Source organism: Nostoc sp. CmiVER01 (genome assembly GCF_034531135.2).
GTDB lineage: Bacteria > Cyanobacteriota > Cyanobacteriia > Cyanobacteriales > Nostocaceae > Nostoc.
Map to the genome: position 1 here is coordinate 19173 of NZ_JAVRBU020000026.1, position 14595 is coordinate 33767.

Below are 14595 nucleotides of genomic sequence, written 5' to 3' on the forward strand. Positions count from 1 at the left end.
AGCAGAGCGATCGCTCTTTTAAACCAAAAAATTTCTCACACTTAACAAAATTGTCATCACGCTATCTTCGCCTAAAACTATTATACAAAGAGTTTTAACAGCATTACTTCCAGGTCACAAAGCCAAGTTTGTGTTTGAAAAAACCAAGTCTTCAGCGTTAGTTTTTTCAAAAGTTTTAGTCCACTGTGGAGTTGAGCTATTAGCCAAAGAACTTGTTCTCTGATGAGATGTGGGGTTAAATGCGATCGCGCAATCTATTTCTGCAATAACCCTGAAATCTGTAAACATTATTCAAACTAGTGGATATACTCGTAATCAAACTCTCAACAGAAACGAGTATTATGCTGGACTGGTTAGCTTATTGGGGTGTAACTCAGGCCGCCGGGTTTAAAAATAAACCCATTCTGGAAGATTTAGCCAAAGATGCTGCTAAAGATTGGGCTAAAGATTTCTTAAAAGGTATCCCTGGCAAGATTTTCCAGAAACTTAAGAAAGAAGACATAGAAATTGCTGCTGGTAAAGCGTTAAAAGAATTTGTGCAACTCATGCAGCAGCAGTTAAAGGTTCGTTGCAAACTTGCTGAAACTGAGATTAAAGAGTACACCAAAGATATCAAGAAGTTTATCAGCGATAAATCGGTTGCAGAAACTCTTGGTAAAGGTTTTGATATTAATTGTGAATCTTTAGACGCTAAAACCTTAGAAGATAGTTGGAACAGGCTGCAATTAAAACCTCTGCCATCTAAGTTTAACTGGCAATCACTTATAGAACAGTATTTTACAGAAGTCCAAGAACTTCTTTTAGATTCAAAAGAATTACACCATCTTCTAGAACTACAAAAGCTATCTGATATTGAAATCAATACAAAAGAAATTGCTGGTGTTATTGTAGATTTTAATTTAAGCAAATATCAAGAAGGAATCCGCGAACGCTATGGCAATCTCAAGTTAGATAGCTTAGATACTAGCGGCTATGCCTATAACGAACTGAAATTATGGCGGATTTTTACTGCTCAAAATGTCCGGGAAACTCATCAAGTTTTACCACAAGTTCACGAACTGTCTAAAGAACATCTTAGACGACTGCGAGAAAGTGAACAAGTAGAAGCTGTTGAATTAGAAGAGTTAGAACGCCACAAACGGGTTTATTTTGAACAGCCGATACGTTGTGTTTTAGATGTTGTCAATAAAAAGCAAGATTATAAAAGTATTGTGATTTTGGGCGATCCTGGTTCAGGTAAATCTACATTGTTGCAATTTCTGGCTTTGAATTGGGCTGAGTCTCCACTGGATAATGTTATATCTTTACCAATTCCCTTGCTTATTGAATTACGCACTTATATGCGGCGACGGGAAGATAAAGAGTGCAATAATTTTCTCGAATTCTTCCATCAATGTAGTGGTGCTGTTCATCATCTTAATCAGCTTGAACTAGATAAAAAATTAAAAGCTGGTAACGCCTTAGTAATGTTTGATGGTTTGGATGAGGTATTTGACCCTGGTAAGCGAGAGGATGTAATTACTGATATTCATCGCTTTACTAATGACTATCCTGATGTGCAGGTAATTGTCACTTCCCGGATTATTGGCTATAAACCGCAACGATTGCTTAATGCTGAGTTTCGCCACTTTATATTACAAGATTTAGACTTAGAACAAATTCAGGATTTTATCTACCGTTGGCATGAGTTAACTTTTACCGATGCTGTAGATAAAGTCAGAAAACGGGAACGGCTAAAAAGAGGAATTGCAGCTTCCAAATCTATTGCAGAATTGGCGGGAAATCCTCTGCTGTTGACGATGATGGCAATTCTTAATCGGAATCAAGAGCTACCAAGAGATAGAGCTACACTTTACGATCAAGCTTCGCGGGTGTTGCTGCATCAATGGGATGTGGAACGTGCTTTGACAGAAGATAAGAGGTTAGATCCTAAAACGATTGATTATAAAGATAAGCAAGCGATGCTGCGTCAGGTTGCTTATCTGATGCAAACTGGTGACAAAGGTTTGGCAGGTAATTTGATTAATGAAAATGATTTAGTCAAAGTTATGACTGATTATCTCAAAACCATAGAATTTGATAAACCCAGAGAAGCTGCGCGGGTGATGATTAATCAACTGCGGACTCGCAACTTTATGTTATGTTTCCTGGGCGCGGATTATTATGCTTTTGTACATCGGACATTTTTAGAATATTTCTGTGCTTGGGAGTTTGTCTGGCAGTTTAAAGAAACGCAAACGCTGAGTATTGAGGAACTGAAGAATGAGGTTTTTGGCAAACACTGGCAAGATGAAAGTTGGTATGAAGTCTTGCTGCTAATTGCGGGAATGATTGAGCCTAAATTTGTTGGGGAAATTCTTGATTATTTAATGGCGCAAGATGGCGAAGAGGAAAAGTTTGTCAATCTTTTTTTAGCGGCTAAGTGTCTTGTAGAAGTGAGAAATCGCTCGGCGATCGCGTCAACGGCTAATAAATTACTTGACAAGCTAAAAGACTTAACTAAATATGAACTCTGGTACTATTATGACAATAGCTACTATATATATGACAATAGCTATTATCCCTATTATGATGAAGGAATTGAGCTAGTTCAAGAAATTCACACTCAAGCAGTAACAGCAATTGCAACGATCTGGCAAGAATCTACCGACACCAAAACCTGGCTCAAAGAACGCGCTACCCAAGATGAGCACGAAGATGTGCGAAGTGCAGCAGTCGAAGAATTAGCGAAAAACTTCAAAGATGACCCTGACACCAAAACTTTCCTCAAAGAACATGCTATCCAGGATGAGCACTGGGTTGTGCGAAGTGCAGCAGTCGAAGAATTAGCGAAAAACTTCAAAGATGACCTTGACACCAAAACTTGGCTCAAAGAACTCGCTATCCAGGATGATCACCTATTTGTGCGACGTGGGGCAGTCAAAGGATTAGCGAAAAACTTCAAAGATGACCCCGACGCCAAAACCTGGCTCAAAGAATGCGCTACCCAGGATGAGCACTGGGTTATGCGAAATACAGCAGTCCGAGAATTAGCGAATCACTTCAAAGATGACCCTGACACCAAAACTTGGCTCAAAGAACGCGCTATCCAGGATGATAATAACAATGTGCGAAATACAGCAGTCCAAGGATTAGCGAAGAACTTCAAAGATGACCCCGACACCAAAACCTGGCTCAAAGAAAGTGCTACCCAGGATGCTCATGGGTATGTGCGAGGGGCAGCAGTCGAAGAATTAGCGAATCGCTTCAAAGATGACCCCGACACCAAATCCATCCTCAAAGAACGCGCTACCCAGGATGAGCACTGGGTTGTGCGAGGTACAGCACTCAGAGGATTAGCGAATAACTTCAAAGATAACCCCGACACCAAATCCATCCTCAAAGAACACGCTATCCAGGATGAGCATGAAAATGTGCGAGGTGTAGCAGTCAGAGGATTAGCGAATCACTTCAAAGATGACTCCGACACCAAATCCATCCTCAAAGAACGCGCTACCCAGGATGAGCATGAAAATGTGCGAGGTGCAGTAGTTGAAGGATTAGCGAATAACTTCAAAGATGACCCCGACACCAAATCCATCCTTAAAGAACGCGTTACTCAGGATGATCACGAATATGTACGAGGTACAGCAGTCAGAGGATTAGCGAATAACTTCAAAGATGACCCCGACACCAAATCCATCCTTAAAGAACGCGCTACCCAGGATGAGCATGAAAATGTGCGAGGTGCAGCAGTCCAAAAATTAGCTAAATACTTTAAATATGAGCCTGAATTGTTTGACATCTACTACAACTGCGCTGTTGATGATTCCTTTGAGCGCAAGAAAGGGGATGAACCTAATCCTCGGCGCATTGCACTGGAGACAATTATCAAGCAATTTTCTCAGCATCCCCAGACTTTACCACTGTTGCGCGATCGCGCCAAGAATGACCCAGATGAGCAAGTGCGGGAATTTGCTCAGAAGAAGTTAAAGCAGTGGGAAGGGTAAATGTAAGCTGATTTACTATTCACAGTAAAAGTTTATTGCTGCTGGAACCACTCCCCAAAGTGTTATGGATTTCAAACTCTCGGATGCAGCCAAAGACCGTTTAGAGGATCTCGTTTACCGCGCAAAAACTGAAGGTCTTACAGGAAGTGACCAGCGAGAGTTAGATCATTTCCTCACGCTAGAGCATATTATGAGGTTGGCAAAAGCAAGAGCTACTCAGTATATTAACCCTAAATAAGTATTCAAAATGTCTCGTCCATATATTAATGCAGAACTGCGACGTTTAGTTAGCGATCGCGCCGCCCATATATGCGAGTATTGTTTATATCCAGAAGTAGACGGCTTAGGTTTTCAAGTTGACCATGTAATAAGTGTCAAACACAGTGGCTCAACAAAGTCTGAAATAGCTGATTAGCTGATTAACCAGGGTTTTACCCTCAATTGCTAATCGCTCTCCTGGATTTGGCGGCACTGTCATCGCTGCCAAGTATTAAATAACTCCGTTAATAGTTGAAAGTTAACTGTTGTCATCACACGCCGAAACGTCGAGTAGCAGGGAAACTTAGTAGTATCTTTGAGATTTAACAGTTCTATTAATCTTTGTCGATACGTAAGTGTAAAGTCTTCCAGTGGTCAATAGCCCCAATATCCGGTCATCGCTCCCAGCAGTGTCAGCAACAGCACCAACCATAATTCATGCCTCCCCCCTCGGATATGGCGATAATCACCGAATTTGTTGTAACTGCTCAATCAGATTCATCTTGTTTTCAACCGTGAATGCTTAAATACCCTTATCAGTATTTTGATTTTTCTACGGTTATATGAAACCACCCTGCATCGCAGCTTTTTAAGGGGAGGAACCAAAATTAAAGTTCCCTTTTTTACGGGGGATTTAGGAGGATCTAAAACTATTTGATACAGAGAATAGGACTTTTCAAACATCCTCTAAAGGCTATGTTGATTTTTTTTAGCTTAATTAATACAGAAGTTAATTAGAGGTTTTAACTGAATTTGAAAGCATAATGCAAAACCGTTACTGTTGTTACATGCTAATCAACATTAATGTTTTTAAATAATTATCAGCGTCTATCTGCGGTTCATGGATATCCCAATCATAATTAATCCCATATCACAATTACCGCTAGAAGTAACAGAAAACCCTCAAGATTTACCTCTATCACCTCAAGGTGCAGAGGTAATTTTAGGTAACATTATTGAACCAGAAGAATTAGTTATACCTGTAGCACCCAATGCCACAACAATGTTTGGGCCTCGTGGTGCTTGCTTGTTATCAGAAACTGGCCCATTATGGGTATCAGATACAGGACATCATCGATTATTAGGATGGCAAAATTTACCCACAAGAGATAGTCAATCGGCTGATTGGGTAATTGGACAGCCTGACTTTTATCATGAAGGACAAAATGCTAAAACTACAGCAGGAAGAGCAACTTTAAGTGTACCAACAGGGATTTGTGCTTGCGGCAAAGGGTTAGCTGTAGCAGATGCTTGGAATCATCGGATTTTGATTTGGAAGAACTTACCAGAAGATAACAATGTTCCAGCAGATTTGGTGTTAGGACAAGTTAATTTTACTGATAATGAACCAAATCAAGGAAATCAAACAGCATCTGCTAATACAATGCACTGGCCCTATGGTGTTTTCTATTATCAAGGACGCCTATTTATTGCTGATACTGGTAATCGAAGAGTATTAATTTGGCATCAATTACCAACAGAAAATGGCCAACCTGCTGATGTAGTTTTGGGACAACCAGATATGATATCTCGCAATGAAAACGGTGGTGCTTCTCCAACCGCAGCGAGTATGCGTTGGTGTCACGACATCACCTTTTGGGAAGAAAATTTGGTTGTCAGCGATGCAGGTAATCATCGAGTAATGATTTGGCAAGGAATACCCACAGAAAATAATGCTCCTTGTGCAGTAGTTTTAGGACAAAAAAATTTTGATTTTGTAGAAATGAATCAAGGAGTTTATTTGCCAAGTGCTAGTAGTTTAAGTATGCCTTATGGTGTGGGTGTGGCTGGTGATTGGTTAGTAGTTGCAGATACCGCTAATTCTCGTTTGTTAGGATGGAGGAAGCCAGAATCAATTTTATCACTGCAAGGTGCGGCGGCAGATGCCCTTGCAGGACAAATAAATTTTCAAAGTAAAGGTGAAAATCGTAATTTTGGGCTGCCAAAACGAGATAGCTTAAATTGGTGTTACGGGATAAAAATTTGTGGCAAAACAGCAATCATAGCTGATTCTGGAAATAACCGAATTTTGCTTTGGCAGTTTAATAATTCGTAATGGGCTACGCCCCGCTACGCTAAAGTAATTCGTAATTTTGGAAAGTCAGATTTATATGGCGACTGAAGAAATTAGAGTTCGCGGTACTGTTCAAGGAGTAGGATTTCGCCCTACTGTATATCGTCTGGCTAAAGCCTGTGGTTTGCTTGGAGATGTTTGTAATGATGGGCAAGGTGTATTAATTAGGGTATCTGGTAGTGAGGAAGCATTAACAGAATTTGTTGCCAGATTGCAAACAGAATGTCCACCATTAGCAAAAATTAATCAGCTAACTAGAATTCCTTATGAAGGTAAATTTAACTTTAACAATTTTGTGATTTCTACTAGTGTCAGTAATGCCATTAAAACAGAAATTACCCCTGACGCAGCTACTTGTCCGCAATGTCAACAAGAAATATTTGACCCTTTTAGCCGCTTTTATCGCTATCCCTTTACTAACTGTACTCATTGCGGCCCCCGCCTGAGTATTATTCGTGCGATTCCTTATGACAGAAGCAATACCAGTATGTCTGCGTTTGCTATATGTCCAGAATGTGCAAAGGAATACCACGATGTCGAAAATCGGCGTTTTCACGCCCAACCTGTAGCTTGTTATGCTTGCGGCCCTTCAGCTTGGTTAGAACGCGCTGATAGTAAATCGGTTACTGCTTCCATGTTCTCCATGCTAGATGATGTTGATGCCGTTTGTACCTTGTTGCAAAAGGGTGAAATTATCGCAATTAAGGGCTTAGGTGGTATTCATCTGGCTTGCGATGCAACTCAGGAAACCGTTGTACAAAAACTGCGTCAGCGCAAAAAGCGCTATCATAAACCCTTTGCTTTAATGGCGCGAGATATTGAGATAATTGAACAATATTGTAGTGTCAACGCCAAAGAAAAAGAATTATTGACAAGTTCTGTTGCACCAATTGTTTTACTACAAGCAACAGGTAAAAAAGTAGCACCATCGATAGCATCGGGGCAAAATACCCTTGGTTTCATGCTACCTTATACGCCCTTACATCATTTAATTTTGCGGCGGATGAATCGCCCAATTGTTTTAACAAGTGGCAATCTTGCTGATGAGCCACAATGTATTGATAATGACGAAGTAAGAGAAAAATTACGGGCAATCGCTGATTATTTTCTCTTTCACAATCGAGAGATTATTAATGGGGTAGATGATTCTGTTGTGAGAGTTATCGGCGATAAAGTCCAAACAATTCGCCGTGCTAGAGGATATGCATCAGCACCAATTAGTTTACCATTAGGATTTCATAATATACCGCAAATTTTAGCAATGGGTAGTGAGTTAAAAAATACCTTTTGCCTGTTGCGTGAAGGAGAAGCGATTCTATCTCAACATTTAGGAGATTTAGAAAATGCTGCGGCTTTTAATGCTTATCAAGAGACTTTGAATTTATACTTAAATTTATTTGAACATAAACCAGAAGTAATTGCCGTTGATAAACACCCTGAATATCTTTCCAGCAAACTTGGTAAAAAACTCACAGATACAAATCAAATTCCAATTCATCAAATCCAACATCATCACGCGCATATCGCCGCTTGTATGGCAGAAAATGGGATTCCTTTAGATTCGCCTCCGGTATTAGGCATTGCTTTAGATGGTTTAGGTTACGGTGATGATAATACACTTTGGGGTGGAGAATTTCTTTTAGCAGATTATCGGAAATTTCAGCGACTAGCAACATTTAAACCAGTAGCAATGATTGGTGGTGAACAAGCAATTTATCAGCCTTGGCGTAGTACTTATGCCCACTTAGTAGCTACTAACCTTTGGGATGATTACCAACAACAATATGCTGATTTAGAAATCGTAAAATTTCTGAAAAATAAGCCACTAAAGCTACTTAATCAACTTATAGATAAAAAAATTAACTCTCCTTCAGCTTCTTCAGTGGGGCGGCTGTTCGACGCAGTAGCGGCAGCTATCGGTATTTATAGAGATGAATGTAGCTATGAAGGACAAGCTGCGATCGCAATGGAAGCTATAGTAGATGTTAGCAGCTTAAATAATGATAAAGAAACGCTAATCTATCCTTTTAACTTTAGCTTTTCAGATAGTATTTACTGTATAGACCCGCGTCCAATGTGGCAAGCATTGCTCCATGACTTACAGCAGCAGATTTCACAACAAGTTATGGCTGCCAAATTTCACAAAGGTTTAGCGAATGCAATTGTGGAAATGGTTAAGCATCTTTCTCAAGAAAATCTGATTTCTCAGGTAGCCCTAACAGGAGGAGTATTCCAAAATTGTATATTGTTACAGCAAGTTACCAAACAATTAGAAAAATTGGGAATAAAAGTACTCACTCATAGCTTAGTTCCAGCTAACGACGGTAGCTTATCTTTAGGACAAGCAGTTATTACAGCCGCACAATTAATACACAAGTATTGATATTTGAAAACTCAGAAATAATTTTCTCTGTGTTCTTTGCGCCTCTACGGTTAGTTTATATTCAAAAAAAAATGTGCTTAGGAATACCCGGACAAATTATAGAAATTACCAACGTTAACCATAAACTAGCCTTAGTTAATATTGGTAGTGTAAAGCGCGAAGTAAATATTGCCTGCATCGTTGATGAACAACATCCACCCGAAGCTTGTATTGGTGATTGGGTATTAGTCCATGTTGGCTTTGCCATGAATCGAATTAATGAACAAGAAGCAGCAGAAACATTACAACTATTCCAAGAATTAGCAGCAGCACAAGCAGGGATTAGTACTTATACCAATTCTGTATGAAAATGTGCCTATAGTGTAAAAAATAAAGAACGAACCGCCAAGAGCGCCAAGTACGCCAAGAAATAAGAAATTAAGAGATTTAGCGCAGCTTCATAAAGAAATGGTATTAAATAATAGACTTTTCTTGTCTCACGTAAAGAAAGGTTTTAAAACTCACCTCTTTCTTCCTTGGCGTTCTTGGCGTCTTGGCGGTTCGTAAAAAACTCCCTACCACAAAAGCGAAATTAACTATTCCCCAATCCCTATGAAATATGTTGACGAATTCCGCGAACCTCAAAAAGCAGAAGCCTTACGCCGCGAAATCACCAAATTAAGCCAGCAGCTAGAAAAACCCATCAAAATCATGGAAGTATGCGGCGGACATACCCACTCCATATTTAAATACGGTATCGAAGAAATATTACCCCAAACCATCGAACTAATTCATGGGCCTGGTTGTCCAGTATGCGTTATGCCAAAAGGGAGATTAGATGATGCGATCGCAATCTCTCAAAATCATAACGTCATTTTTGCCACCTTTGGCGACGCAATGCGAGTTCCCGGTTCCAAAACCACTTTACTGCAAGCTAGGGCGCAAGGTGCAGACATCCGTATGGTTTACTCTCCCTTAGATAGCCTGCAAATTGCCAGAGATAACCCCGACAAAGAAGTAGTTTTCTTTGCATTAGGCTTTGAAACCACAGCCCCCAGCACCGCCTTCACTATTCTGCAAGCAGCAGCCGAAGAAATTCATAACTTTAGTATGTTTTCTAATCACGTTCTTGTGATTCCTGCCCTCAAAGCACTGCTAGATAATCCAGACTTACAACTAGATGGATTTGTTGGCCCTGGCCATGTCAGCATGGTAATTGGCACTGACCCATATCAGTTTATTTCCCAACAATATAATAAGCCAATAGTCGTCTCAGGATTTGAACCCTTAGATATTCTCCAATCAATTTGGATGCTATTGCAACAGCTAGTAGAAAATCGTTGTGAAGTTGAAAACCAATATAACCGAATTGTCCAAAAAAGCGGAAACACAGTAGCCCTGCAAGCCATAAATAAAGTTTTCGCCATCCGAGATAGTTTTGATTGGCGCGGCTTAGGTGACATTCCCTATTCAGGATTAAAAATTCAACCTGAATATGCCCTATTTGATGCTGAACTTAAATTTACCATTCCTAACCTCAAAGTAGCCGACCATAAAGCTTGTAAATGTGGAGAAATTCTCAAAGGAGTCTTAAAGCCTTGGGAATGCAAAGTATTCGGTACAGCTTGCACACCAGAAACACCAATCGGTACTTGCATGGTATCTTCCGAAGGCGCTTGTGCAGCCTATTACAAATATGGACGACTCTCCACCATTGCCAAAAAAACAATCAACCAAAAACCAAAAATAACTCAAGTACCTCTCCCCGCCTGCGGCTTCTCCTCAGACTAAATACTCCGCATACTTCTGGGCTTCCCTCTGCGTTAAAAAAAAATTTTAATATGAATATTTCCTCCACAAACCCAATCCAAAAAATAGAACCAATCCGCCGTCGCCAACCTAAAGTGCAAGACACTCATATAACTCTCGCACATGGTAGCGGTGGTAAAGCCATGCGTGATTTAATAGACGAAATATTTGTCAGCAATTTTGAGAACCCCATTCTCTCACAACTAGAAGACCAAGCCAGCTTCAACCTAACCCCTCTCCTTCAACAAGGAGACAGACTCGCATTTACAACAGATTCATACGTTGTAGACCCGTTATTTTTCCCCGGAAGTGATATAGGAGAATTAGCTATAAACGGCACAGTTAATGATTTAGCTGTCAGTGGTGCTAAACCTTTATATCTAACTTGTAGCGTAATTTTAGAAGAAGGATTACCTGTAGAAACTTTACGCCGTGTCGCAGCCAGTATGAAAGCAGCCGCAGAAAAAGCGGGTATTCAAATTGTTACTGGTGACACAAAAGTTGTACATCGTGGTGCTGCCGACAAACTCTTTATTAATACTGCTGGTATTGGTATTATCCCGCGAGGAATTAATATTTCTGCCTACAATATTAAACCCGGAGATGCAATAATAATTAATGGTGAAATAGGCAATCATGGGACAGCGATTTTAATTGCCCGTGGAGAATTAGCTTTAAATACTAATATTGAAAGTGATTGTCAGCCGTTACATAGTTTAGTAGAAAATATTCTCCATGTATATCCCCAAGTTCATGCTATGCGAGATGCTACACGCGGTGGTTTAGCGACAGTATTAAATGAATTTGCTCTCAGTTCAAATGTGGGAATTCGTCTATACGAAGAATCTATTCCAGTGCGAGAAGAAGTCAACGGAGTTTGTGAAATTCTCGGTTTAGACCCGTTGTATTTAGCTAATGAAGGTAAGTTAGTTGTAGTGGTTCCAAAAAAGAATGCTGAAAACGTTTTATCAGCTATGAAATTACACCCATCAGGCAAAGATGCTTCTATTATTGGCGAAGTTATTTCTTCACCCACGGGTATCGTATTGTTAAAAACAGTTTTTGGTACTGAAAGGATTGTTGATATGTTGGTAGGCGACCAATTGCCACGAATTTGTTAATATTTAATAGATTTTATTGTATGCACGAACTTGGAATTACCAAAAATATTGTGGCAATTGTAGCTGAACACGCCAAAGGCGCAAAAGTGCAGCGAGTTTTATTAGAAATTGGTAAACTTTCAGCTATTATGCCCGACGCTATCCGATTTTGTTTTGATATTTGCACCCAAGGCACAGTTTTAGAAGAGGCGACGTTAGAAATTGTGGAAATTTCTGGCTTAGGGCGATGTCGCCAATGTGGTGCAGAAGTTTATTTAGATAAACCTTTTGGTATCTGTAACTGTGGTAGCGGGCAATTAGATTTAATTACTGGTGAAGAATTGAAAATTAAAGAAATAGAAATAGAGGAATTATGTGTGTAACCTGCGGCTGTTCTGATGATGGCGAAGTCAAAATTACAAATTTAGAAACAGATAAAGCTGAACATAATCATACTCACACTTTACCAGATGGAACTGTCATCACTCATTCCCACAGCCATGACACGCATATAGAAGTGTCTCAAATTCATGCCAAAATACACAATACAACGATATCTTTAGAACAAGATATATTAGCAAAGAATAACCTGCTAGCCGCCCAAAATCGGGGATGGTTTAAAGGTCGAAATATTCTCGCCTTAAATTTAATGAGTTCTCCCGGTGCTGGTAAAACAACTCTTTTAACGAGAACTATCAATGATTTGAAACATCAATTATCTATTAGTGTCATTGAAGGCGACCAAGAAACTGCTAACGATGCCAAAAAAATTAAAGAAACTGGTTCTAAAGTCATCCAAATCAACACTGGAACAGGCTGTCATTTAGATGCCTCAATAATAGACAGAGGTTTACAACAACTGAATCCGCCATTGAATTCTGTTGTGATGATTGAAAATGTCGGAAATTTAGTTTGTCCAGCTTTATTTGATTTAGGAGAACAGGCAAAAGTCGTGATTCTCTCAGTCACAGAGGGAGAAGATAAGCCGATAAAATACCCGCATATGTTCCGTGCTAGTGATGTAATGATTATCACTAAAATTGATTTACTACCTTATGTAGATTTTGATGTGCAAAAGTGCATAGAGTATGCTGTGCAGGTGAATCCCCAAATTCAAATTTTTCAGGTTTCCGCAACTACTGGTACTGGGTTAGATAGTTGGTATAAATGGGTAACTGAAAAGGTGGTAGGATAATTGATGAAGCGGATGCCTACGGCTGGCTACGCCTACGCAGCATACCCTACCATACATTCATGAGTGACTTGACAATAGAAAAATTACGCCCGGAAGTTAAAAATAATTTCCGGGTGTAGGTTTGTTGGCTTTAAATTATAAACTTATCAGACTAATTTCTCTAAAATTCTAGATAAGCTGGATATCCAAACTAACCGCGAAATTAGCAGGCTTATTCTCAAGAGTCGCAAATTGAGTTCCCTGGAATAACAATGCACCAGTCGCGTCATTATAGCTGAAAGCACTAACGTCAGTAACACCAAATCCAATTTTAGAAATTTGAATCTTGTCACCTTCCACCCGACTGAAGTCCTTGATAACGTCAACTCCTTCAAGTTTAGAATTGAAGACAAATTGATCGGCCCCAGCACCACCAGCAAGAATATCATTGCCAACTCCGCCAACCAGAAGATCGTTGCCAGCACCACCACGCAGAACATCGGCGTATTGTGAACCAGTAAGTTCAAATCGTTCAATATTGCTGTAGCTGAGTAAAGTAGCGGTATTTAGACGGCTGAAGATGGCATTCTGTCCATTAAATCCGACATCAACACCAGCCCCATTGCTCAACTGGCTGTAATCTGCAACTAAAGTATCAGTGCCAGCGCCGCCATCGACAATACCATCTGTGTCAGATATTCTGTCGTTGCCATCGCCACCGTTGAGCGTATCATAACCTCCACCACCAAAAATCAGGTCATCACCAGCGCCACCATTGAGAATATCATTGCCAGCACCACCACGCAGGACATCGGTGTATTGTGTACCTGTAATTTCAAATCGCTCAATATTGCTGTAGTTGAGTACAGGATTTCCAGTCAAGCGGCTGAAGATGGCATTCTGTCCATTAAATCCGACATCAACACCAGCTCCATTATTCAACTGGCTGTAATCTGCAACTAAAGTATCAGTGCCAGCACCACCATCAACAATACCATCTGTATCAGTTATGATGTCATTGCCATCTCCACCATATAGGCTATCTAAGCCAGCGCCGCCATATAGGTTATCGTTGCCAGTTCCACCATCTAGGATGTCGTTGCCAGTTCCACCAAGTAGGTTGTCATTACCTTCATCGCCATAAATTTTGTCGTTCTGAGATTTACCTGCTAGGTAATCATCACCTCCTTTTCCAGAGAGCAACCAAGGTTGTCCATCATCGTCAGCTATAAATGTATTGTTAGTATTATCACCAGTGTATGTTCCCATTTGAATTTCTCCTTAATTCTTGAAAATAATGTTTTTGATGAGGCGATAGACCTCGTTTTAAGTGGGAAATGTCCTGTTTTTGGGTGGTTTTCCCTTTCGTTTTTCAGGACTCCTCTACTTTAGGTTTGTAGCCCGATCGCGTCGATGAGGATAAGTTATGGAAAGTTAAGGAGATAATTAAGTCGAATTCGTCTAAAAAATTAAGGTTGAAGCAGAGGACAAGTACGGTATTTGGAAAACTTCTTACCGTATATATTTTTACGGTGTACTTATAAACAATACGGTTCAGTTAAAAGTTATCGGTGTAGATGATTGGTCTTTGAAGACGCGATGAATCGCGTCTCTACAAATGGTCTATTTGTTGCATTGTTTTTTGCAATTGGTATAACTATTTTGACCTGCACATCGATTGCATCGAACTGCACGTTGATTGCATCGAACTGTACATTGATTGCATCGACCTGCACATTGATTGCATCGAACTGCACATCGATTGCATCGACTTGCACATCGATTGCATCGACCTGTACATCGATTGCATCGACCTGCACATCGATTGC

Annotated in this window: 12 protein-coding genes; 10 read left to right on the top strand and 2 right to left on the bottom strand. The window is 40.0% G+C overall.

Annotated elements, in window-relative coordinates; translation table 11 throughout:
• Positions 1-341: 341 nt before the first annotated feature.
• From RMZ43_RS32270 to hypB, 10 genes are all read left to right on the top strand, one after another.
• On the top strand, positions 342-3989 hold the full coding sequence (locus RMZ43_RS32270) for a HEAT repeat domain-containing protein (protein WP_428850950.1): 3648 nt from the start codon (positions 342-344) through the stop codon (positions 3987-3989).
• Between the two features lie 34 nt (positions 3990-4023).
• Entirely contained in the window at positions 4024-4227 is a 204-nt protein-coding gene (locus RMZ43_RS32275) for a hypothetical protein (RefSeq protein ID WP_322650970.1), read from the top strand.
• A gap of 9 nt (positions 4228-4236) precedes the next feature.
• Entirely contained in the window at positions 4237-4404 is a 168-nt protein-coding gene (locus tag RMZ43_RS32280; protein WP_322655799.1) for an HNH endonuclease, read from the top strand.
• A gap of 684 nt (positions 4405-5088) precedes the next feature.
• Positions 5089-6303 carry a hypothetical protein gene (locus RMZ43_RS32285; protein ID WP_322655798.1) on the top strand — a complete coding sequence of 405 codons (1215 nt, stop codon included), beginning with the start codon at positions 5089-5091 and terminating at the stop codon, positions 6301-6303.
• 55 nt (positions 6304-6358) lie between these two features.
• Entirely contained in the window at positions 6359-8704 is a 2346-nt protein-coding gene (gene hypF, locus RMZ43_RS32290; RefSeq protein WP_322655797.1) for a carbamoyltransferase HypF, read from the top strand.
• Positions 8705-8775: 71 nt separating this feature from the next.
• Entirely contained in the window at positions 8776-9051 is a 276-nt protein-coding gene (locus tag RMZ43_RS32295) for a HypC/HybG/HupF family hydrogenase formation chaperone (protein ID WP_322655796.1), read from the top strand.
• Positions 9052-9295: 244 nt separating this feature from the next.
• Positions 9296-10474, top strand: coding sequence for a hydrogenase formation protein HypD (hypD, locus tag RMZ43_RS32300; RefSeq protein ID WP_322655795.1), 1179 nt, complete (start codon positions 9296-9298; stop codon positions 10472-10474).
• 50 nt (positions 10475-10524) lie between these two features.
• Positions 10525-11613, top strand: a complete 1089-nt coding sequence (gene hypE / locus RMZ43_RS32305) for a hydrogenase expression/formation protein HypE (protein ID WP_322655794.1) — start codon at positions 10525-10527, stop codon at positions 11611-11613.
• A gap of 20 nt (positions 11614-11633) precedes the next feature.
• Entirely contained in the window at positions 11634-11975 is a 342-nt protein-coding gene (locus RMZ43_RS32310; protein WP_322655793.1) for a hydrogenase maturation nickel metallochaperone HypA, read from the top strand.
• Positions 11966-12787 (top strand): hydrogenase nickel incorporation protein HypB, encoded by an 822-nt coding sequence (gene hypB, locus RMZ43_RS32315; RefSeq protein ID WP_322655792.1) that lies wholly within the window; start codon positions 11966-11968, stop codon positions 12785-12787. Before RMZ43_RS32310 ends, hypB begins: the two co-directional genes overlap by 10 nt.
• Positions 12788-12955: 168 nt before the next feature.
• Here the strand turns inward: hypB and RMZ43_RS32320 are convergent, their stop codons facing one another.
• Both RMZ43_RS32320 and RMZ43_RS32325 read right to left on the bottom strand, forming a co-directional pair.
• Positions 12956-14035, bottom strand: a complete 1080-nt coding sequence (locus RMZ43_RS32320) for a calcium-binding protein (protein WP_428850951.1) — start codon at positions 14033-14035, stop codon at positions 12956-12958.
• A 296-nt stretch (positions 14036-14331) separates the two neighbouring features.
• Positions 14332-14586 (bottom strand): hypothetical protein, encoded by a 255-nt coding sequence (locus RMZ43_RS32325; RefSeq protein WP_322654165.1) that lies wholly within the window; start codon positions 14584-14586, stop codon positions 14332-14334.
• Positions 14587-14595 lie beyond the last annotated feature (9 nt).

Bases quoted from the DNA above. Each gene is read 5' to 3' on its own strand.
- RMZ43_RS32270 (WP_428850950.1), top strand. From the start codon at position 342: ATGCTGGACTGGTTAGCTTATTGGGGTGTAACTCAGGCCGCCGGGTTT.
- RMZ43_RS32280 (WP_322655799.1), top strand. From the start codon at position 4,237: ATGTCTCGTCCATATATTAATGCAGAACTGCGACGTTTAGTTAGCGAT.
- RMZ43_RS32285 (WP_322655798.1), top strand. From the start codon at position 5,089: ATGGATATCCCAATCATAATTAATCCCATATCACAATTACCGCTAGAA.
- hypF (WP_322655797.1), top strand. From the start codon at position 6,359: ATGGCGACTGAAGAAATTAGAGTTCGCGGTACTGTTCAAGGAGTAGGA.
- RMZ43_RS32295 (WP_322655796.1), top strand. From the start codon at position 8,776: ATGTGCTTAGGAATACCCGGACAAATTATAGAAATTACCAACGTTAAC.
- hypD (WP_322655795.1), top strand. From the start codon at position 9,296: ATGAAATATGTTGACGAATTCCGCGAACCTCAAAAAGCAGAAGCCTTA.
- hypE (WP_322655794.1), top strand. From the start codon at position 10,525: ATGAATATTTCCTCCACAAACCCAATCCAAAAAATAGAACCAATCCGC.
- RMZ43_RS32310 (WP_322655793.1), top strand. From the start codon at position 11,634: ATGCACGAACTTGGAATTACCAAAAATATTGTGGCAATTGTAGCTGAA.
- hypB (WP_322655792.1), top strand. From the start codon at position 11,966: ATGTGTGTAACCTGCGGCTGTTCTGATGATGGCGAAGTCAAAATTACA.
- RMZ43_RS32320 (WP_428850951.1), bottom strand. From the start codon at position 14,035: ATGGGAACATACACTGGTGATAATACTAACAATACATTTATAGCTGAC.